Below are 20,185 nucleotides of genomic sequence, written 5' to 3'. Positions count from 1 at the left end.
CAACTGATGCCATGTCGAGAACGAGGCAGAAGCGATGACAGGCTGTTCTCCCTACTCAACAACAGCGGCGCACAGCGCTTCCCGGCTGGTCTGTCCTTCACCGTCTCGTACGTCGATACCGCCGCGGGAACCGCCGGCATCGGCGCGAACTGCGCCGCGATGCCGATCGCGGTGTACAAGGACGTCCGGGTTGGCGACACGGTGGAGTTTGCGGGGGTGATGTTCGAGATGCCGGACCTCGCCAAGAAGGGCGTGTGGTTGAGACAGGCGAGCAAGTAGGACAGGAAGGCCGCGCCGCCGTCCGTGCTGCCTTCTATCTCCTCACCTGCCTAGCCCCGCGTCGAGCACAGCTCGAGCCTGTCACGGCGACGGGCCACCAAGGTTGTCCGCAGTGTCCAACGTGCCATCACCGAGCCTTTTCGGGCTCGGCCCCGCCGGGTTCGATGGTTCCTCTACAGTCGTGTCGTTCCCTGATGCACAGGTCGCGATAGGAGTCAGGTATGGCGTTCGGCAGGAGCAGCAAGGCGAAGGCAGCGGAAGAGCCCCCTGTCGAGCCTGTCGCATGGCAGAGCGTCCGGAGGTTCGTCGTGGGGTCGGTGGAACGGCCTCTGTCACCCAAGCGGTCCCAGGCGGTGTCGGGCAGGCCCGCCGTTCGTGTGCCCATGGGCTCCAAGGATCTGCCGGTTCTGGCACCATGCGCGTTTTTGGGATCGTCATCCCTAGTGCGCCTTCCGTCACGTCCGGACTTCACGCTGTACGAAGATCCCGACGCGCAGTGCCTTCTTTGCTTCGTCGAGGAGCCACAGGAGGCGGACGGCGAACGGCACTACGTCGTCCGAGACCCACAGGGGCAGGCAATCGGCACCCTCCGGCGGATCCCTCCGAAGCGGCCCTTCAAGCACACCTGGCGTATAGACCAGCCGGGACACCCGGAGATCGTCGGACGCAACGAGTTGGCCAGTGGCGGCGCGAAGGACATTGCCGGGCGGGCGGCGGGTCGCTTCGTCAACGGCCTCGTCGATGACCTGTTGAATCCCGGCGATGGTGACACACCGAGCAAAGGCCGCTCTTTGGAGTGGCGAGCCGGTGACGAGGTCGTGATGATCTCGGAGGGCAGTGCGGAAGTCCGAGTACGGAAGGACTGGGTGGACCGTCGGCTGGCCTTCGCCTTCGCTCTGGTGGGCGACAAGTGAGCATTGCGTGCACATCGCTGTCCGCGTCGTTTTCCTGATTCGCAGCATGACAAGCGCACGTAGGGTATGAGGCCCACCCGCGGCCACTCCGGTACCAGCGGGACAATGGACTTTAGGGGGACCGAACGTGAGGGTCGTCAATCCGGAAGACGTGGAGCAACTCGCCAAGCTTCTGGATGGTCGGGGCGGCCTTCAGGACAAGCTCGACGAAGCCTTCACCAGGGCCTCCCTGCTAGGCGTATCCAGCAAGTTGTCCTCGCTCAAGCCGCTACGGGGCTGGGTTACCGATACCGCGCCGGACCTTCGCAAGCGTGCGGCGATCGCCCGACTGGAAAGCGGCGACCCCGAAGCCGGGTTGCGCTGGGCCGGTTTCAGCGCCAAGGACATTGAGAGGTACCTCAAGGATCACAAGGACAAAGGCCTTTCCCCCGGCGAGATTCTTCTCGCCAACTCCGTTGCTGCCAGCGACGATCCAAACGCCGATGTCTTCAAGCGAGACCCCCACGAGTCCCTGGACGACTGGGTCTTGCGGATCAAGACTCACGCGCTGGAGCAGATCCCCGGGCTCAAGCCTCACGCCGCGACGATCATGAGCGTGATCGACCTCTACGGCGACTGGAAGTCGACCACCAAGACCATGGCCACCGTGACAATTCAGGGAACGGCTCTGACCAAGGTTCTCCTTTTCAATTCTCTCGCGCAAGGATCGCTGCGGACCTGGAAGACCCGCATCGGAGTCGCGCTCAGAGGGTCGAATAACGGGCTGCTGCGCTGGTCCGGAACAAAGCTGATCAAGATAACCCCCAAGGTCCGTTCCCTCGGCGCACCCGGCAGCTGGTTTCCCAGCAAACTCAGCCAATGGGCCCAAAAGATCCCGGGCACCAAGGGCACGATCATCGATTGGACGGGCAGCGCCTACGACGCGGTCCGGGGCCTGAAGATCATGGACTCCCCCATCTGGAAAGGGGTTTCTGTCAACAGGGCCATCAACTTCTTGGTGGGCTCGGACGAGCTGGCCAAGAAGTTCGGTGCGCTCACCCACTCCGGTCAGGCTGTGACGCGGGCGGGTAATGCGAATCTCCTGACAGTCACAAGCAAGGCGTTCGCAGAGTCACGCGGAGCCGGTCTCAGCCGTACGGCCGCGCTCACCAAGGGACTCTCGACCGCGGGTAAAGTCTCCGGCCTCCTGCGAGGAGCGGGCATCGCGGGAAGCGCGGCCTCGACGGTGTGGAGTACCGCCAACGTCATTTCGCAGGGCAACCCGGTCGATGCCTTCAAACGTAAGGGTGCCGGGTATGTGGCCGACGTAGCCGAGGTCGGCTTCAACGCCTCCCTGACAGCCGCGATGATTGCCCCCAACCCGATCACCATCGGCCTCGCCGTGGGAACCGGCGTCATCTACGCCGGCGCCAAGGTCGTCGAGCACTGGGACGACATCAAGAAGGGGGCGGGGAAGGCTGCCGACTGGGTGGGAAACAAGACGAAGGACCTGGGCAAGAGCATCGCCAAGTCCAAGGTGAATCCAATGAACTGGTTCTGACCGCGGGGAGCGGAACGAGCTACGCCCGCCGCCGCAGGCGCCCGTACAGGATGAAAGCCTCCATCGACACGAGCAACCCGCCGCTGACCCACACCTGAGACGGGGACACCCCGGTAACCTCCGTGTTCATGCGCGGGGCGAGCCAGCCCTGCGGGTCGGTCACCACCGTGACGCGCTGTCCGGTCTTGAGTTCCTCACCGCAACCGTCGGTACCGTCCACGTCGTAGGAGCGGGAACCAGCCTCCGCCGTGTCCAGCGGTACGACCGTGCACGTTCGACCGTCAGCTCTCGTGTGTCTTGTGCGATAGATGCCGGTCTCGACGATCACCGCGTCTTTCCGCAGCCCACGCTGGTCCAAGACGTAGTCGCCCAGCGCAGGCCCCACGAAGAGCATGAAGGCAAAGCCGGAGGCTGCCACGAGAGCACCCGGCCCCGCACCGCACATCGTCCAGGCGGTGACCAGAACGAGCATTGCCAAGAACGCTCCGAGGAGGAGCACGAGCGTCCCCTGCTTCTGTGCGAGCCATGAACAGCCCACCATCACAGCTGGAGTGAGGACCAAGACGGCCACGGTGCCGGGCCACCGGCGCGGCCTCGCCACGTGCAGTGCGGTCTCCGTCCCGGTCGCCGGTCGCTCACTCTTCCAGGTTGTCATCGTGTTGTTCGGTCCTTCAATGCTTCCCGGTCGGCTGCGGCGCCATCGTCACTCGCTGCCGATCAGAAGCTCGTTCCTGTCCGGCAGCAGGTCCGTGATCTTGTCCCAGACCTCGGCAGAATCGGATTTCACCAGGACGAGTGGACTGTCCGGGCCTACCTGACCCGGCATGATGGGCTCCTCCGGCTGCTCCCGGATCCAGTAACCGAGTGGACCGCAGTCCCAGACGGCCAGGGCTCGGATCATCGCGGCGCGCTCGCCGTCGTGCTCGCCGTCCCAGGCCGTGGTGATGCGCCAAGTGGCATTGAGGGAGACGACCAGATCCAGGAACTGAGCGAGTTGCGGGTCCTTGAGATCGGCGTCGGCCTCGGCCAGCGCCTTGCGTACCAGCGCGCGCGTCTTGTCGTCGTCGGCGTCCGGCTCCTCGAGTGCCACGAACGCGGCGTCCAGCGCTGCCATCGTCGTCCCGATGCGGACCTCGGGCGCACGTTCCTCGGGCTTGTCCCCCCGGTGCAGATTGACCTTGCGGGACAGGTCCCACACAAGTGTGTTGGGCTCGATGGAGACGTACTCGGACTCCTCCTCGCCCGGCCATCCGTCGTGCGAGATCACCGCCTCCTGGCCGACGACCACACCGTGGTTGACCGGGCCGTGCTCGCCCGTGATTTCCACTTGGACCATGACCACCGGGTCCGCCAGAGCGCCGAGCAGGTCGCGGAGCAGAGGGGCCAGTTCACCCTCTTCTCCCACCAGACCGATGCGCTGAAGCTCGACCAACGACTCCCACAACTCCTCAGGAGGCGTCTCACCGTCCAGCAGGTGGGCGAAGACGGCGATATGGCGATCGGCCAGCCGGAAGCGTGCTCGCGAGCTGTCGTACGAGGGCACTGGTCTGGATTCCTCCCCTGAGGCGGCGGCGCCGGCTCACTTCTTCTTTTCCTGTAGGTCCTTGGCGTCCTGAGTGCACTGGTGCGCTTCGTCCCGCAGCGCCTTCGCAACCGTGCCACACGTCGTCTGCCAGATCTTCAGCCTGCCGCGCACGTTGTCCGCGTTCGGGCCCGACCAGGTCTTCATCCCCGTGGTCGCGTGCTTCTTGGCAGTGTCGACGAGCGAGTCGATGTGGTCGGCCAGCGACCTCAACTGGCCGGCACGATGGTTGAGTTCCTGAATATCAGGATTTGCCATAGCAGCCTCCCCCGCTGTCTCAGGACCTCAGCATACTGACGCTGTCTCACTCGCTCCGCTCGGTCCCATCGGCCGGACCATCACCGTTCGTTCACCGGAAGACCCGATCTCCTGCGGCGCTGGACGAGAACCACGGATGGTGAGGTAGCGTCCACTGTTGCAAACGGACAGTCCGCTTGCGTTTGAACCAACGGGGAGGATCGTTATGGATCGCGGTGCAGATCTCCATCGGCTCCGGGAGCTCTCGAAGCTCTACGCCCGCAAGTCTCACGATCTGCAGGTGCTCATCAAGGAGCTGGACTCGGCGACGGGCAGCAGCGAGAGCTACTGGAAGGGCCCGAAGGCCGACCGGTTCCGCCAGGACTGGCACGACGTCAAGCCGACGTTCTCGAAGTGGGTCGACACCCTGCACGACGCCAGCAAGTCGGCCAACACGAGCGCCGACAACATCGAGCGCGCCACCTGATCCCAGGAGCCTCTTGCTCGTGCCACATTCTGACAGTGCACCGGGACCCCAGGCCATCGCGGCGGGGGCCGGTGCACTGGTGGTACGTGGACGCGCTCCGGAGGGTCAGACGCCCTTCTGGTACAGCCGGGCTTCGGCCGCTGGGACCTTGTCGGGCTCGTTACGAATGGCAGCGTCGACAATGGGGAGCAGCTTGCCCACCTCTTCACCCAGCTTCTTGTGACGGCCTTCCAGTTCCCGATGCCAGGCGCGAGCGTTCTTTCCGACCCAGACCTTGTCGCCGCCGATGTCCCGTGTCGGCCCCTGCAACGCCTTCGTGAAGGACTCGACGTCTCTCGCGAGATCGCGGCGCAGCTTCTCCAGGTCCGCTTTTCTGGGGTTTGCGACTTCAGGTTCGGAATCCGTCATCCCTGTCACCTTTCAGCCTTTGATGCCTTCAGCACCGTGCGACGCCGTATCGCAAGGAAGATCGCACCAGCCAGCAAAACTGGGGCCAGCACCACCGACACCAGCATGGGCAGTGTCATAGCCGGCGGATTCTGCACCCACTTCGTCGTCAGCACCCTGCTCGGGTCCCGAGGGTCATAGGTCACAGACACGGAGGAACCCGCGGCCAGACCAGCAGGACGCCTTCCTCCCCAGTCACTGAGAGCGGTCTCCTGCTCCCCGCGCTTGGGATCGTTGAACCGGATCCTGATATTTCCCGGACTACCGAACTTGTCCCGCGGCGAGTCCACGATTTCGGCGGCAACGGACACTCCTCGGGAACGCAGGTCGTCCACGAGCGAGTGCGAGGGAAGCCAGAGCACCAGGAAGGCCCCGGCGGCAGCCACGGCCATGAGGAAGATGGCCGCGACAAGCCGTCTCTGCGGCAGTGGCGTCTGCCGCCCACCGGCGCGTAGCTTGCGCACCTCGGCCTCGGCAGCCAGCCGTTCGGCGGATTTCGGTGGCGGCGTCCAGTCATCCCGCGACCGCTTCTTTTTTCCCACGAGAACGATTCTCCGTCTCAAAGCCCCAGCCAGCCACCGAGCTTCTGGGCTGCGTGGCCTATCCCCTTGCCGACCTCCGAGGCAGCATGACTGACGGCGTGCACAGCCTTCTTGCCGGTGTCGGTGTTCAGGGCGTAGTAGGCAGCGTAACCAAGCCCGGCACCGACCACGATGCCTGCCGCCACGCCCCAGCCGACCGGCCCCCCGCACGCCGCCACAGCAGCCACGCCGGCCCAGGTACCGGCCATTCCGGCTCCCAGAGACGCGACGTTCGAGACGACGGCCACATCCGGGTCCGAGTGGTTGACCGCGATGTCGTATGCGATACCGCCGACCGTCAGCAGCGTGCCCACCAAGGGAACCCGCCCGCCCGCTCTGAACATCTTTCCGAGCCAGCCGGCGTTCGCACCCGCCGGCGCCGCCCTGATGAACGGGATCTTGTCAGCGCACCAGCGGACTCCATCCCCGACCGAGGCCTCCATGAGCCTGGACAGCGACCCCATACCGTATTTGGAGAAGACACGCTCGGCCTCGCGGGAGGCTGTCTTGGAGGCCTTCGCGTTGAACCTCGTCTCCTTCCTGAACCTTGCACGCTCTGCGGGCGTCATGGCGTTGATTCGTTTCTCATAGGCCGCCTTGGCTGCCTTCGAGAACTCTTCCGCCTCGTCCCAGAACTTGTCCGCCAGGTTGGACTGGACGCCAATGACAGCGGCCATGAGCCCTGCGTGCACAGTCCACGTCGCCTTGGGGTCCCCCAGGTCCGTAACTGCCTTCGTCAGGTGCTTCCACGCGGTATCCCACAGGTCGGGGTCGTCACCCTGCATCAGCGCACGGTTGAAAACCGCCCCCGGCTCATCCTCGGGGATGTCACCGTGGAAGAGGTCCAGCACCTTGTTGAATCCGGGTGCCGGGCTGGGGGCGTTCGCCGCTGCCGTGAACGCGGCACCGAACGTCTTGGCGTCCTCCTTGGCCGTCGGCGCATTGGACAGAGCGATGGCCATGGGAAGGTTCTTGACGAGGTTCGGGTCCATCTTGGCGTAGAACGCCGAGGTGAAGTCCGGATCACCCTTGTGTTTCGCCAGTTCCTCGGCGATGCGGTGGAATTCCGGGCCGGCCTCCTCGGGTGACATCCCCGCGAGCCCGTCGGCTTCCTTGGCCAGATCCGCGCCCTCCGTCCGCGCCTGTTGCACTGTCCAGACGGGCTCGCGCAGTTGAACCATGGTGGGCTTGGGTCCCACGCCCTTGAACTCCATGGCTTCGGCCAGTGCTTGGCGACGACGGAGCATAGGCAGTTCGTCGTCGACCCAGGAGGCGATCCGATCGATCCGAGTCAGACTGCCGGTATCGAGTCCGAATCTCTGGAATCGACCGAAGTACGCACTCTTGCCCGAATGAAGGGTCTTACTGCTTGACGTGAGGTCGTTGATGGTCTTCAGGAGGTTCGCCGGATTGATTCCCGAGAAGTTCGGATCAACCATCTGTCGGGTTTCCCGCACTGCCAGGAAGTCGCGGGTCCATGAGGATGGCTCCGGCGCCCGACCCTTGCAGTACCGCCTCCAGCTTGTCGGTCGGGAGGGCGACCCACGGCTGTTCCTCGCCCAGCGCCTCGACCAAGCGCGCCACGGTGGAGAAGGCGAGGGCGACGAGTTGCTCCCCGCCTGACTCCGTCTGAAGAGGGATGAGCATCACATCGACCGTGCCCGCCAGGATTGGTGCACCGTCTTCGTCTCGCGGCAGATCCGTCATCGTGGGCAGCACCAGAACATCTGGAGTTTCTGGCGGTGGCTGCGTCGAATCCATCGGCCCATCGTACGAGTTGTACGCCGATCGAAGCATGAGGCGCACTAAGGCTTGGCAACTTCCCCGCAATTCCCGGCCGCCACCACGGGCCGGCCGGGGCTCCATCCGCTCGGATGGAGCCCCGGCGCCTGCACCGTCGTGCCGTCAGTCGTTGATGACGGCTTGGATGGGCATGAACGAGCCTCCCGACACGAACAGCCCGCTGCCGGCCGGTCCGGCGCCGCTGTTCGCCGGGAGCCGGATGCCGAACAGTTCGCCGTCCGAGGCACTTTGGGGGGTGAGGAGCAAGCCGTTTCGGGACTTGCGGGCCTCCGTGACGAAGCCGCGATACTGGCCCGAAAGGCTGTCCGTCATGCCGGCGGCGATGAGCCCGAGGCCTCCGTCCCCTCCCTTGCGGACCACGCTCTCCAACGCCTCGTCGAGCCGAGTGTCGTAGAGGAGTTCCGCGTCGTCGACGACGACGACGTACGGGCCTCCCTCAAGGTTCTCGACCAGTTCGTCGAGGTCTTCCTCTCGGCTGTCGGCGTTGAGGAATCCAAGGACACCGGCACGCCCCTCCAGAGCACGCAGCGGTGAACGGCGCGGCGTGACGACGACGACGTGGGTACCGGCCGCCAGGAGTGACTGGGTGGCGGCCCTCAACAGGGTCGAACGGCCGGACTTCGGCGGGCCTGCGATGACGAAGCCCGGACCGTTCTCCTCCAGGTCGATACCGACTGGGCGCAGTTCGTCGCCACCGACGCCCAGAAGTGCCCACAGTGGCGACGAGGGTGCGAAGTCGGGGTCCAAGGCCAGCGCCTCGGAGGCCGTGATCCGGGAAGGCAGTGCGTCTACCCGCATGGGGCGGTGCCCGACGGGCAAACGGCCGTGGCGTGAGGCCGCCTCCTCCGCGATGGCTCGCAACGCACGGACCTGGGCTTGGCCCGAGGGATCGTCGTCCAGTAGAGCAATCTGGGTCTCGTCGACACCGTCGTCGGTGACGCGCAGGGCACGGCCGGGCGGCATGTTCTTGGGCACTTCGCGAGCTTGGAGGCCGGCCGCGGAGTAGTCGTTCGGATCGGCGAAACGCAGAACGAGCCGGTCGGCGAAGGCCGAGGAGACGTGCCCGCTCAGGCCACTGCGGTCGGCGGTCATGACCACCTTCAGGCCCACCGCGGAGCCTTCACGGAAGATCCGCTGCATCAGCTCGATCATCTGACCGTAGTTGAAGTTCTCAAAGGTGGAGGTGAAGCCTTCCCAGCTGTCGAGAAGCAGCACCATCCACGGGAGCCGCTCCTCGGGCGCCGCGGCTGCGCGCTGTTCCGCGGCACTGGAGGTGCCTTCCATGGCCAGCAGTTGCTGACGCCTTGCGATCTCGGCCAACAGCCGGTCGATCAGGCGCCGCACCCGGTCGGGCTCGTCGCGGCTGACCACGGCGCCGACGTGCGGCAGACGCATCAACGGCAGCAGTGCGTTGGAACCGCAGTCGATGCCGTAGACGTGCACGTCATACGGGGACGTGGTGCGGGCCAGGGAGCCGGCCAGCGTGCGCAGGGCTGTCGAGCGGCCACAGCGCGCGCCGCCCACCAGCATCGTGTGCTCGCCGTGCACAAGGTCCAGGACCATGGGCCTACGGCTCTGCTGGGCCGGGAGGTCGACCAGGCCGAACGGAATGGGCGGCACATCCTCGCCGTGTCCCTTCTGAGCCGAAGGGGCCTCGCCGTATGTGGCCAGTTCTTCCAACGTCACCTTCTGTGCCAGCGGCTCCAGCCACGGGCTGCGCTGCTCCCCGAAGCCCATCCGCACCGCGCTGTCCGCCACAGCGTCGACGAGGACCGCCAAGTCGGTGACCATGGTGCCGTCGTCCTCGGACTCCGCCGCTTTCGGCAGCGGGCGGCCATAGGAATTCCAGGGCAGGTGGACCAGCGTCGCCTTGGGGCCGGTACGGCCCGTGGCGGGGCGGCGGCCGCCGATACGCGCCGACTGCACGCCGACCAGGGACTGGGCACCGGAGCGGACGTACATGCGTCCGGGGGTGGACTTCGCGATGGCGCCCGAGTCGGGGGCGTCGATGACGTCCACGGACTCCGAGGCGTCCGTCACGCGTAGCGCGATCCGCAGGTTGGTGTTGGCGCGGATGTCCGCGCTGACCACACCCGCCGGCCGCTGCGTGGCCAGGATCAGGTGCACACCGAGGGAACGGCCACGGCGGGCGATGTCGACAAGGCCCGCGACGAAGTCGGGTAGTTCGGCGACGAGCGAGGCGAACTCATCGATGACCAGGACGAGCCGGGGCATCGGCTCGAGCTCGGGGCGGATCTTGCGCGTGTCGTTGTAATCCTCAATGTCCTTGGCGGCGGCATCGAAAAGGATCTTCTCCCGGCGGTGCAGCTCGGCCGCGAGGGATGCCAGGGCCCGCTCGGTCAGGTGCGCGTCCAGATCGCTGACCATGCCGACTGTGTGCGGCAGCCGGGCGCAGTCCATGAACGCGCTGCCGCCCTTGTAGTCGATGAGGACGTAGTTCAGGGCGTCGGGACGGTTGGCGACGGCGAGCGAGGCGATGATCGTCTGCAAGAGCTCCGACTTGCCGGCACCCGTCGTACCCGCGACCAGTGCGTGCGGACCGTCTCGCCGGATGTCCAGGACGAACGGCCCGTCCGCCGCGATGCCGACGGGCGCGGCCGTCGTCGACCCGCGCGCCTTCCAGATCCGCTCCACATCCAGGCCCGTGGGATCGGGCAGCCCCAGCAGACTCAGCAACCGGGCAGAGGTGGGCAGGCTGCTGTTGGCGTCGTCACGGCTGACATCACGCACGGGCGCGAGGGACCGGGCGAGCAGTTCACACCACTCCGGTGTGACTTGGTCGGCCAGAACGTCCCCGACGGACTCCAGGCCGTACCCGCGCACTCTCACATGGTGCGCTGCTTCGGGTGACCAGGCCACGACGGCCTTGCACTCCTCGGGCAGCAGGCGCTCGTCCTCGTCGATGCAGAGAGCGAGGATGCCGTACTGCGGTCCCTCGGTCAGTAGTTGGGGCATGCCGGGTACCCGGCGCAGAAGGCGTGCTCCGTCGAGGACCAACAGGATGTTGGGGTCCGGGTACAGCTGACCCGTCATGTTGTTCTGATCGCGAGCCGCCTTACGGCGGGCCAGTTCGTTGAGGAGCTCGTTGACCCGACGGGTGATGCCCTCCGAGTCGAAACCGACCAACGCGACGCAGTCCTGCCCCTGATCGGGGTTGGTGTGGGGCAGCCAGTGCGTCCACTGCCATTCGGCTCCGGCGGCCGGGGAGGCGGCGAGCGTCACGAGCGAGAGGTCCCGGGGGCTGTGGAGGACGGCGGCCTGCACGCCGAGCCACCGGGCCGTGGCGAGAGCTCGAGCCCGGTCGCCGGCGATGCCGACGACTCCGATCCGGGCGAAGGGGAGGGTGACCGGCACATCCGGCAGGACCGGAGGCTCCGGAGCGTCCTCGCCGTTCGAGGTGCCGCCGTTCGCGAGGACGAGTTCGACGTCGGAGGGCAGGCCGCCGACCCCGACTCTCAGCTGCATCGCGTCCGGGTCCGTGAGCCGGCGCTCCCAGAGGCGGCGGCGCGGACCGGTGGCGAAGAGCAGGATCTCGGCCGGGTCGGGGGTGTCCTCGCGCCGAGCGCGCTGCTCCTCCTTGCCCAGCATGGCCAGTTCGGCCTGGTGAGCGGCGAGGTCCTTCTTGTACTGCTTGAGTGAGGTCTTGTGCTTCTTCTTGCCCTCACGGTTCTCGCTCAGCCACTGGCCCGCCATCATCAGCGGGCTCATGAGACAGAACGCCAGCATGTAGATCTGCTTGGTGACGAAGTACATGCCCAGCCCGAAGAGCAGGGGCATGAACGCCATGAGGAACTGGAAGCGTGCCCGCTCTCCCTTCGTGGGTGGCACCGGCACAACGAGTCGTCGTCGGGGACGCAGTGAGGAAAGGCGCGGGGGACGGTTGTAGGCGAGGCCGCCCTCGCTCATCGGGGACAGATGTGCGTCGGGCTCGGACACCTTGTCGAGGACCAGAAGCGAATCTCCGACGCGTACGACACCGCCGAACGGCCAGGTCCTCCCGGTCCCCGCCGACTCGTCGTCCAGTCGTACGTCATTGCTGCCTTCAGGGCTGAGTGTGGCGTTGCCCCGCACATCAATGGTGAGCCGTAGCGCGACCGGCGGCACAGCGGCGTCGGGCAAGGAGAGCGAGCAGGTGGGCGCCGATCCGACGGTGGCCACACCGACACCGAGCCGGATCACCCGGCCCGACGCGGGGCCGGCTGAGACCCTGAGCTCGTACTGACCAACCGGCTCACCCCGACGCAGAAGTGGGCCTATCGAGTCATCGACGGAGACGCGCATGCCGTCGCGCAGCACGGCGACCGCAGGGGCGTCCTGGTCGCAGGAGACGCCGTCCGCCCACAGCGACAACGTCCCGGATGCCACGGCGTCGTAGTCGGGCGAGAAGGCAGGGGATCTGCCGGGCATCGGCACGACGTTTCCCCGGGTTTCACCGGACGGGCGCACCGGGTGTTCGAGAGCCGCCCTCAGCGCCTCCGCGACGTCTCCGGCGGTGGCCGTGTCGTCGGTGGTGACCACGACGTCGTGCGGCTCACCACCCTCGCGCACGACCGTGACTAGCGTCTGCATGATGGTCTTCCTCCCCGTTGGCATCTGTGGCCACATTCGTTGATACAGCTGACGGAGACTAGTGGCAGCCCGGTTTGCCGCTCTCGGCCGATGACCTCTCAGAGTCCTCCTGGTCTTCACGTCGTTCGCCGCGAGTGGGTCGCCGCGGATCAGGAGCAGGCCGTCGTACGTGAGAATCGGTACGGCGCGACCGGTGCCGTCGTTGGTCGCCGATTCGTATGCCACCGCGAGCCGCGCGAGTCGGACCGCCGAGGTGCGCACTGTGTGCTCCGGCAACTTCCCGCAGGGCTCACCCGTCCTTCCGCGTTGCCCTGTGCCGCACTGCGGCGTGAGCGGTTGATGTGCTGTCGTTCGCTGCAGCAGACACAGTAGTGACAGCGGAGGCGGGAGAGATCACTGGGCCGCAGACGGGGAGACTTGCTGGATCCGTCCTTTTCTGGGGCTACTTGACCTTCGACAACCGCGCCACCGGATTCCCCTCCGCGGAGCTGTCTGCCGTGTACTTGAGGTCGTTGCCGACCGGGGTGAGGCGGACCGTGTGCGGGGCGGGGTTGCAGCCCGAGTGGTTGGTCCTGGCGCCCCGGGAGACGGCGACCAGCTGGGTGTTCGTCACCTGCTTCAAGGTGAGTACGTCGTCGCAGACGCCGCCGAGCTGGTCCGTCTGGTGGAGGGTACCCAGTTCCCGGCCCACGGCGGCCTGGTGGACGGTCAGCCGGAAGTCGCCGAGGGGCAGGGTGCCGTCGAGGGCGGTGCCCTGGCCCTCCCAGGTGCCGAGGTAGCGGGCGGGGACGGGTGAGGCGGTGGCGGTCGGCCCGGTGGAGCGGTGGTCGCCGCCCGCGGTGGCGGCCGGTGTCGGTGTCCCGCCGGGGCCGGCGCCGGCGCTGTCGGCATGGTCGTCCCGGAACGGGAACAGCCACAGCGAACCGACGGTCACCGCCGCCAGCGCGCCCGCGACCGCGAGGAGCACGGTGCAGCTCAGGCGGCGGCCCCGGCCGTCTGCGCCGGGCGCCGCCTTGCCGGCCACGGTGACGGAGAACCTGCCGGGAGCGGCCACCGCGGTGGTCCCCGGCGGGGGCGCGTCCTGCGGGTCGGCGTGGGCAGGGGGCGCCACGGCTCCCATGGCCGCGGCTCCCATGGCCGCGGGTCCCATGAGGGGTGGCGGGCCGAACCCGCCGCCGGGTGCGGCTTCCGTGGGCCGCGGGGGCTCATCGGTGGCGACCGGGGCGGGGCCCGGCACCGAGACTCGGCTGAACCCCAGTGGACCGGACGACGGCTGAGATGGCGGTTCCGCCGCCGTCGCCTCCAGGTTGAGCAGCGACACGGCGCTGCGGCTGACCTGTTCGACCAGGCGGGACGGGAGCCAGCCGGCCGCGACCAGGCGGGAGGCGCCCTCGGGGGCGAGGCGGCGGGCCACCTCGCCGGGGCCGGGCCGGGCGCCGGGGTCCTTGGCCAGGCAGGCCACCGCCAGATCCCGCACGTCCCCTGCCAGGGAGCCCAGTTCGGGTTCCTCGTGGACGACCTTGTACAGGAGGGACGCCGAGGAGCCGCCCGGGAACGGGGGCTCGCCCGTCGCGGCGTGCACCAGCACCGCGCCCAGGGAGAAGACGTCGGCCGCGCCCGTGACGCCCTTGCCGAGGATCTGCTCGGGGGACATGTAGCCGGGCGAGCCGACCGAGACACCGGTCGAGGTCAGGGAGGCGGTGCCGTCGGTGGCGCGGGCGATGCCGAAGTCGATGAGCAGCGGGCCGTCGAGGGTGAGCAGCACGTTGGACGGCTTCACGTCCCGGTGCACCAGGCCCAGTTCGTGTACCGCCGCCAGCGCCTCGGCCAGGCCCGCCCCCAGCACCCGTACGGAGTGCTCGGGCAGCGGGCCGGCGTCCGCGATCGCCGCGGCGAGGGAGGGGCCGGCCGCGTAGGCGGTGGCCACCCACGGCACCGGGGCCTCGGGGTCGGCGTCCAGGACCGGCGCGGTCCAGGCGCCGCCCACCCGGCGCGCGGCCTCGACCTCGCGGCGGAACCGGGCGCGGAACTCCTCGTCGAGCGCGAAGTGCGGGTGCACGATCTTCACCGCGACGGTGCGGCCGCCCGCACTGCGGCCCAGGTAGACACGGCCCATGCCGCCGGAGCCCAGCCGGCCGAGCAACCGGTAGGGACCCACGGTGGCGGGCTCGTCTGCTTCGAGCGGCTGCATGGCGTCCTCCCCCTCCCCCGTACGCCTCACAGCAGAGTAGTGCGCTACGGCCGCAGCAGCTCCACCTTCACGTCCGCCGGGAAGCCGGTCGTCGGGCCGACGCGGCGCGCGAACTCGGCCACCGCGGCGAGCTGCGGGTCGCCGAAGCTGAAGTCGAGGGTGGTGAAGTACCGCTCCAGGACCTCCTGGTCGAAGGCCTCCCAGCGGGCCGCCTGCTCGGCGACCTTGGTGACCTCCTCCAGGGAGAGGTTGCGGGAGGCCAGGAAGGCCTCGTGCACCTTGCCGGTGATGTCCGGCTCACGCTCGAGGTAGTCGCGCCGCGCCGCCCAGATCGCGAAGACGAACGGCAGTCCCGTCCACTCCTTCCACAGCTGCCCGAGGTCGTGCACCTCGAGCCCGTAGCGCGGGCCGTCGTGGAGGTTGGCGCGCAGGGCGGCGTCACCGATGAGCACCGCGGCCTCCGCCTCCTGCATCATCAGGCTGAGGTCGGGCGGGCAGGTGTAGTAGTCGGGGGCCACCCCGTACCGCTCGGCCAGCAGCAGCTGGGCGAGGCGGACGGAGGTCCGGGAGGTCGACCCGAGGGCGACCCGGGCGCCGTCGAGCCGGTCCAGCGGGACCTGCGAGACGATCACGCACGACATCACCGGACCGTCGCAGCCGACGGCGATGTCGGGAAAGGCGACCAGGTCGTCCGCGTGCTTGAGGAACTCGACGAGGGTGATCGGCCCGATGTCGAGTTCTCCCCGCACGAGCCGCTCGCTGAGCTTCTCCGGGGTGTCCTTCGTCAGCTCGAAGTCGAGGAGCGTGCCGGTTCTCGCGAGCCCCCAGTACAGGGGCAGGCAGTTGAGGAACTGGATGTGGCCGACGCGCGGCCGGGTGCGAGAATTGTCCACATCGTGAGGCTAGACCCTGGGCGGCGCCGTCCCCCCGCCGCCCCTGCCGCCGCCCCCGGGGACCCCGATTGGCGGAGTCCCCGCCGTCCTCCTGTGAGGCGCCGCCGATCTCACTGCGTCAACCTCTCACCCGAGCCTTCAAACATCCGAGTGAAGTGATCTTGACCTCTATTGCATTCGGTGGCCCACATGCTAGGCTCGCCAGCAAGTTGCAGTTTGGTTTCCCTTGCAGTACAGAGCCTGCGGAGCATGTGACCGCGGGCTCTGGTCGTTTTCAGACGTATGCAGTTGTGCGGCGATTTCGTTATCACACTTGCAGGTTCTGGAGCAGGGCGACCCTTTGAGCCCAAGGAGGGCTTATGGCTACCGGAACCGTGAAGTGGTTCAACGCCGAAAAGGGCTTTGGTTTCATCGCCCAGGAAGGCGGCGGCCCCGACGTCTTCGTCCACTACTCCGCAATCAACGCGACCGGTTTCCGCTCTCTCGAAGAGAACCAGCAGGTGAGCTTCGACGTCACCCAGGGTCCGAAGGGCCCGCAGGCGGAGAACGTCACCCCGGTCTGAGCGTTCGCGCGCAGTATCCGTTCTGAGTGCAGTACCCAAGGAGCCCCGCGCCGTCAGGCGACGGGGCTCCTGCCTTTTCCCGGCCGGGGCGTCCAGATTCCGGACATACCGCCCGGTGAATTCCGGGCGAACTCTTTCCGAGGCATCGCCGGCCGTCCCGGAAATAAATGCCGCGCCGCTCCGGAGATGACCGGAGCGGGGCAAAGGCCGCGACGGCCGTGAAGGGGGCGCCGCGGCGGTTCGCACCATTGCGGACGCTACGCGTACAACCCCTCCACCTCTTGTGCGAAGTCGCGCAGGATCGCCTCCCGGCGGAGCTTCATCGTCGGGGTCAGGTGGCCCGCCCCTTCCGTGAAGTCCACGGGGAGGACGGCGAAGCGGCGGATGGACTCCGGGCGGGAGACGAGTTTGTTCGCCTCGTTCACGGCACGTTGCAGCACCACCGCCAACTCGGGGTCGTCGACGAGGTGTTCGGCGGGGACGGGGTGCCTGCCGTTCATCTGCCGCCAGTGGGCGATGCCTTCGGGGTCCAGGGTGATCAGGGCGGAGATGTAGGGGCGGCGGTCGCCCAGCACCATGCACTGGGAGATCAGCGGGTGGGCGCGGAGCCAGTTCTCCAGGGGGGCCGGGGCGACGTTCTTGCCGCCCGCGGTGATCAGGATCTCCTTCTTCCGGCCCGTGATCGTCAGGTAGCCGTCGTCGTCCAGGCGGCCAATGTCGCCCGTCGGGAACCAGCCGTCGTGCGTCGCCGGCACCACCCCGCCCGCGTGCGGGTTCCAGTAGCCGCGCAGGACCTGACCCCCGGCCAGCAGCACCTCGCCGTCCGCCGCGATGCGCACCCGCGTGCCCGGCAGCGGCCAGCCGACCGTGCCCAGACGGGGTTTCTGCGGCGGCGTGACCGTGGCCGCGCCCGTCGACTCGGTCAGGCCGTAGCCCTCGTAGACCTCGACGCCGGCGCCCTCGTAGAACGCGGCCAGGCGGCGGCCCAGCGGGGAGCCGCCGCAGATGAGATAGCGCAGGCGGCCGCCGAGGGCGGCCCGGATACGGCGGTAGAGGAGGACGTCGTAGAGGGCGCGGGCCGTCCGCAGGGCGCGGCTGGGGCCGGGGCCCGTACCGTGCCGGCGGGCCTCGGCCGCCTCGCCGTAGCGGCGGGCCACGTCGGCCGCGCGGTCGAAGGACGACGCCCGGCCGCCGCGCTCGGCGGTGGCGCGCGCGTTGTTGTAGACCTTCTCCAGCATGTACGGGATGGCCAGCAGGAACGTCGGCCGGAAGCTCGCCAGGTCCTCCAGCAGATCCTCCGACTTCAGGCTCGGCGCGTGGCCCAGCCGGACGCCCGCACGGACGCAGGCGACCGCGACCATACGGCCGAAGACGTGGGAGAGGGGCAGGAAGAGCAGCGTCGCGGCCTCCTCCGACGTCCTCGCCTTGAAGGCCGGGTAGAGGACCTCGATGGCGTTGTCGACCTCCGCCAGGAAGTTGCCGTGGCTGAGCGCGCAGCCCTTGGGGTGGCCGGTCGTGCCCGAGGTATAGACCAGGGTGGCGAGCGTGTCGGGTCCCAGGACGCCCCGGCGCACGGTGACCTCCTGGTCCGGGACGTCCGCGCCGGTCTCCGCCAGGCGGTCGAGGTGGCCCTTCTCCATGACCCACACATGGCGCAGGTCCATCAGGCGCTCGCGTTCCGGGCCGAGGGCCGCCGCCTGCCGGGCCTTCTCCGTCACCAGGGCGACCGCGCCGGAGTCCTGGAGGATCCAGCGGGTCTGGAAGACGGAGGACGTGGGGTAGACGGGGACCGTGACCAGACCGGCGGCCCAGGCGGCGAAGTCCAGCAGGGTCCACTCGTACTTCGTGCGCGCCATGACCGCGATCCGGTCGCCCGGCGCCAGGCCCGCCGCGATCAGGCCCTTGGCCATCGCCAGTATTTGGTCGGCGAACTGCGCGGCGGTCAGATGCGTCCAGCCGCCGTCGGCGTCCCGGCGGCTGACGACCTGGCGACCGGGGTCGGCGGCCGCGTTCTCGAACGGCAGGTCGGCCAGCGAACCGTGCGTCACCGGCGGCACCAGCGGGGGGATGTACGCCTCGCGCACCTCGCCGTCCAGCCGGCGGGTCTGCGGCGGCACGAACGCCGGGACCGCGTCGGGGTCGTAGTCGAACCCCGACGAGGACGACGCGGCCGGGCCGTGGGACGACGGGGACGAGTACGAGAGAGGCATGGCGGCTCCTGGGGCTTGCAGCTGCGCGCTGCTCTGCTGCACGTGGTACGCGCTGCGCTTACCGAGTCGTTCACCGGTGGTGCGCGCTGTTGGGGTGTTACCGCCGGTTGCAAACGGGATCGTACGGGGCCGGGGTGGGGAGTTCGTGCGGGTTCGGGAAGGGTCCGGAGACGGTACGGGGCAGGGCTGCGCACTCCTCGGTCTCCGGTACACCCACGCTCCGACGTAGGCTTACCTCCGGTAACCTTACTTTCGGACGAGTGAGGCGAGCCTGTGGGGAGAGAGGACTTGGCCGACCGCTTCACGGGCTTCGCCCGCACCGTGTCCGCGCCGGACCTCCGCCTGGCGACGACTCTGGCCCGTGGCGCCCTGCGCTCCCCCTTCAAGCGGCCCCGCCCTGACGCCCCCTTCCCCCGCACCCGGCTCGTGCTGCCCTCCGTCCGCGTCGACCTCGCGCGGCTGGCCGCCTACGAGCGGGCGTGCGGCTTCGCGACCGGAGACGACACGCTGCCGATCACCTATCCGCACGTGCTCGGCTTCCCGGCGGCCATGAGCCTGATGAGCGGCGGGGACTTCCCGCTGCCGCTGCTCGGGCTGGTGCACACCTCGGTCCACATCACCCGTCACACCGTCCTGCCCGCCACAGGCGGGTACGAACTTGCCGTGCACGTCGCCGGGTTGGCACCGCACCGGCGCGGCACGGAGGCCGCCGTCGTCACCGTGCTGAGGGCGGCGGACGGAGTCGTCGTATGGGAGTCGACGAGCACGTATCTGGCCCGCCACCGCACCGACGGGCCCGCACCCGAGAGCGCGCCGCGAGAACGCGAACCCCTGCCCGCCGTCGCCGAGTGGCGCCTCGGAGCGGACGTGGGGCGGCGCTACGCGGCCGCCTCCGGTGACCGCAACCCGATCCACCTCCACCCGCTCACCGCCCGCCTGTTCGGCTTCCCGCGGGCGATCGCACACGGCATGTGGACCGTCGCCCGCTGCCTCGCCGCCCACGGCGCCCCCGAAGCCGCCCTGGTACGGGCGGAGTTCGGATCCCCGGTACTGCTGCCGGGCACGGTCGTCCACGCCGCCGACGGCGTCGGCCGCTTCGAGCTGCGCGATCCCGCCGGGCAGCGGGTCCACCTGAGGGGCGAGGTGCTTCCGCCGCTCACGTGAGTGCGGTCGGCGCGGTGAGATCGCCGGCGGGCGGGGTCCGGGGCCGGTCCTCCATGAGGTCGCCCAGGCCCGCCCACGCGAAGTTCATCAGGGTCGCCGCCGCTTGGCGGGCCGAGGCGCCCGGGGTGGCGTTGGCCCAGTCGGCGAGGGACTCGGCGGTGCCGACCAGGGCCTCGGCGAGCCCGGCGACCTCGCGCTCCGGCAGACCGGGGTCGTGGTGGCCTCACGGGCGGTGACGAGGATCAACCGGGTGACGAACTCCACCATCTCCGCGCGCATCGCGGCGATCCCGGCCGCGAACGGCTCCCCGTGCGTACGGGCCTGCGGACGGAGCACCGCCCAGCCCTCCGGGTGCCGCGCGGTATGCGGGAAGAACGCCCGCAGTCCTTCCCGGAGTTGACGGTCGGCGGGCAGCCCGGGGCGGACTCCGGCCCGGACCGCCTCGGTCAGGGCGGCGGCCTCGCGGCGGATGCAGGCGGTGAAGAGGTCTTCCTCGGAGTTCAGGTACAGATGGACCAACGGCTTGGAGACGCCCGCCGGTTCGGCTGTCTCGTCCATCGACGCGGCGGTGTGGCCGTGCCGCCCGAAGATCTGGACGGCGGCGTCGAGCATCTGCCGCTCGCGCACCGCTCCCGGATCCGCCTGGCCCTCACGGCACCCATGAGGGCAAGCTACGGTTCAGGCGCCGGCCCAACGGCCGCGCG

Annotated in this window: 17 protein-coding genes and 1 pseudogene; 6 read left to right on the top strand and 12 right to left on the bottom strand. The window is 68.6% G+C overall.

Translation table 11 applies throughout. The features are described 5' to 3' along the window. Positions 1–6: 6 nt before the first annotated feature. From ACIQMV_RS26925 to ACIQMV_RS26915, 3 genes are all read left to right on the top strand, one after another. Positions 7–279 carry a hypothetical protein gene (locus tag ACIQMV_RS26925; protein ID WP_402596034.1) on the top strand — a complete coding sequence of 91 codons (273 nt, stop codon included), beginning with the start codon at positions 7–9 and terminating at the stop codon, positions 277–279. 383 nt (positions 280–662) lie between these two features. Next, entirely contained in the window at positions 663–1,193 is a 531-nt protein-coding gene (locus ACIQMV_RS26920) for a hypothetical protein (RefSeq protein ID WP_402596033.1), read from the top strand. Between the two features lie 127 nt (positions 1,194–1,320). Beyond that, a complete protein-coding gene (locus ACIQMV_RS26915; protein WP_402596032.1) occupies positions 1,321–2,733 on the top strand; it encodes a PE-PGRS family protein in 1,413 nt (470 codons plus the stop codon). Positions 2,734–2,752: 19 nt separating this feature from the next. Here the strand turns inward: ACIQMV_RS26915 and ACIQMV_RS26910 are convergent, their stop codons facing one another. The 3 genes from ACIQMV_RS26910 to ACIQMV_RS26900 are packed head-to-tail and all read right to left on the bottom strand — an operon-like array spanning position 2,753 to position 4,573. Then, positions 2,753–3,388 carry a hypothetical protein gene (locus ACIQMV_RS26910; RefSeq protein WP_402596031.1) on the bottom strand — a complete coding sequence of 212 codons (636 nt, stop codon included), beginning with the start codon at positions 3,386–3,388 and terminating at the stop codon, positions 2,753–2,755. Between the two features lie 48 nt (positions 3,389–3,436). After that, on the bottom strand, positions 3,437–4,276 hold the full coding sequence (locus ACIQMV_RS26905; RefSeq protein ID WP_402596030.1) for a hypothetical protein: 840 nt from the start codon (positions 4,274–4,276) through the stop codon (positions 3,437–3,439). 36 nt (positions 4,277–4,312) lie between these two features. Beyond that, a complete protein-coding gene (locus ACIQMV_RS26900) occupies positions 4,313–4,573 on the bottom strand; it encodes a WXG100 family type VII secretion target (RefSeq protein WP_402596029.1) in 261 nt (86 codons plus the stop codon). 205 nt (positions 4,574–4,778) lie between these two features. Between ACIQMV_RS26900 and ACIQMV_RS26895 the strand changes: the two genes are divergently transcribed. Further along, entirely contained in the window at positions 4,779–5,039 is a 261-nt protein-coding gene (locus ACIQMV_RS26895) for a WXG100 family type VII secretion target (protein WP_141359484.1), read from the top strand. Between the two features lie 105 nt (positions 5,040–5,144). Here ACIQMV_RS26895 and ACIQMV_RS26890 read toward each other — a convergent pair whose 3' ends face one another. From ACIQMV_RS26890 to ACIQMV_RS26860, 7 genes are all read right to left on the bottom strand, one after another. Then, positions 5,145–5,447 (bottom strand): hypothetical protein, encoded by a 303-nt coding sequence (locus ACIQMV_RS26890; RefSeq protein WP_141359485.1) that lies wholly within the window; start codon positions 5,445–5,447, stop codon positions 5,145–5,147. A 5-nt stretch (positions 5,448–5,452) separates the two neighbouring features. After that, complete coding sequence (locus tag ACIQMV_RS26885) at positions 5,453–6,028, bottom strand: DUF3592 domain-containing protein (protein WP_402596028.1); 576 nt, start codon at positions 6,026–6,028, stop codon at positions 5,453–5,455. Positions 6,029–6,045: 17 nt separating this feature from the next. Then, complete coding sequence (locus ACIQMV_RS26880; RefSeq protein WP_402596027.1) at positions 6,046–7,506, bottom strand: hypothetical protein; 1,461 nt, start codon at positions 7,504–7,506, stop codon at positions 6,046–6,048. Continuing rightward, positions 7,499–7,828 carry an SAV_915 family protein gene (locus tag ACIQMV_RS26875; protein ID WP_141359488.1) on the bottom strand — a complete coding sequence of 110 codons (330 nt, stop codon included), beginning with the start codon at positions 7,826–7,828 and terminating at the stop codon, positions 7,499–7,501. The genes ACIQMV_RS26880 and ACIQMV_RS26875 overlap by 8 nt, the downstream gene beginning before the upstream one ends. Before the next feature lie 144 nt (positions 7,829–7,972). Then, the gene (locus ACIQMV_RS26870) at positions 7,973–12,460 is read right to left on the bottom strand and encodes an FtsK/SpoIIIE domain-containing protein (protein WP_402596026.1); all 4,488 of its coding nucleotides are present in this window, start codon (positions 12,458–12,460) and stop codon (positions 7,973–7,975) included. A 442-nt stretch (positions 12,461–12,902) separates the two neighbouring features. After that, positions 12,903–14,651 (bottom strand): protein kinase, encoded by a 1,749-nt coding sequence (locus tag ACIQMV_RS26865; protein ID WP_402596025.1) that lies wholly within the window; start codon positions 14,649–14,651, stop codon positions 12,903–12,905. Between the two features lie 44 nt (positions 14,652–14,695). Beyond that, positions 14,696–15,544, bottom strand: a complete 849-nt coding sequence (locus ACIQMV_RS26860) for a menaquinone biosynthetic enzyme MqnA/MqnD family protein (protein ID WP_141359491.1) — start codon at positions 15,542–15,544, stop codon at positions 14,696–14,698. A gap of 359 nt (positions 15,545–15,903) precedes the next feature. Here ACIQMV_RS26860 and ACIQMV_RS26855 point away from each other — a divergent pair, with 359 nt between their 5' ends. Then, entirely contained in the window at positions 15,904–16,107 is a 204-nt protein-coding gene (locus ACIQMV_RS26855) for a cold-shock protein (protein ID WP_004984723.1), read from the top strand. A gap of 257 nt (positions 16,108–16,364) precedes the next feature. Here ACIQMV_RS26855 and ACIQMV_RS26850 read toward each other — a convergent pair whose 3' ends face one another. Continuing rightward, a complete protein-coding gene (locus ACIQMV_RS26850; protein WP_402596024.1) occupies positions 16,365–18,317 on the bottom strand; it encodes an AMP-dependent synthetase/ligase in 1,953 nt (650 codons plus the stop codon). A gap of 288 nt (positions 18,318–18,605) precedes the next feature. On the opposite strand from ACIQMV_RS26850, the gene ACIQMV_RS26845 reads away from it, so the two are divergent. Beyond that, positions 18,606–19,481, top strand: coding sequence for a MaoC family dehydratase (locus ACIQMV_RS26845; RefSeq protein WP_402596023.1), 876 nt, complete (start codon positions 18,606–18,608; stop codon positions 19,479–19,481). Here ACIQMV_RS26845 and ACIQMV_RS26840 read toward each other — a convergent pair. Then, a pseudogene (locus ACIQMV_RS26840) lies at positions 19,474–20,143 on the bottom strand (TetR/AcrR family transcriptional regulator). The gene ACIQMV_RS26845 and the pseudogene ACIQMV_RS26840 overlap by 8 nt on opposite strands. Positions 20,144–20,185: the final 42 nt, after the last annotated feature.

The sequence above is a fragment of the Streptomyces sp. NPDC091412 genome, assembly GCF_044756885.1.
In the GTDB taxonomy this organism is placed as follows: domain Bacteria; phylum Actinomycetota; class Actinomycetes; order Streptomycetales; family Streptomycetaceae; genus Streptomyces.
The sequence above is the reverse complement of the archived record's forward strand: the minus strand, read 5'-3'. Positions and strand labels throughout refer to the sequence as shown.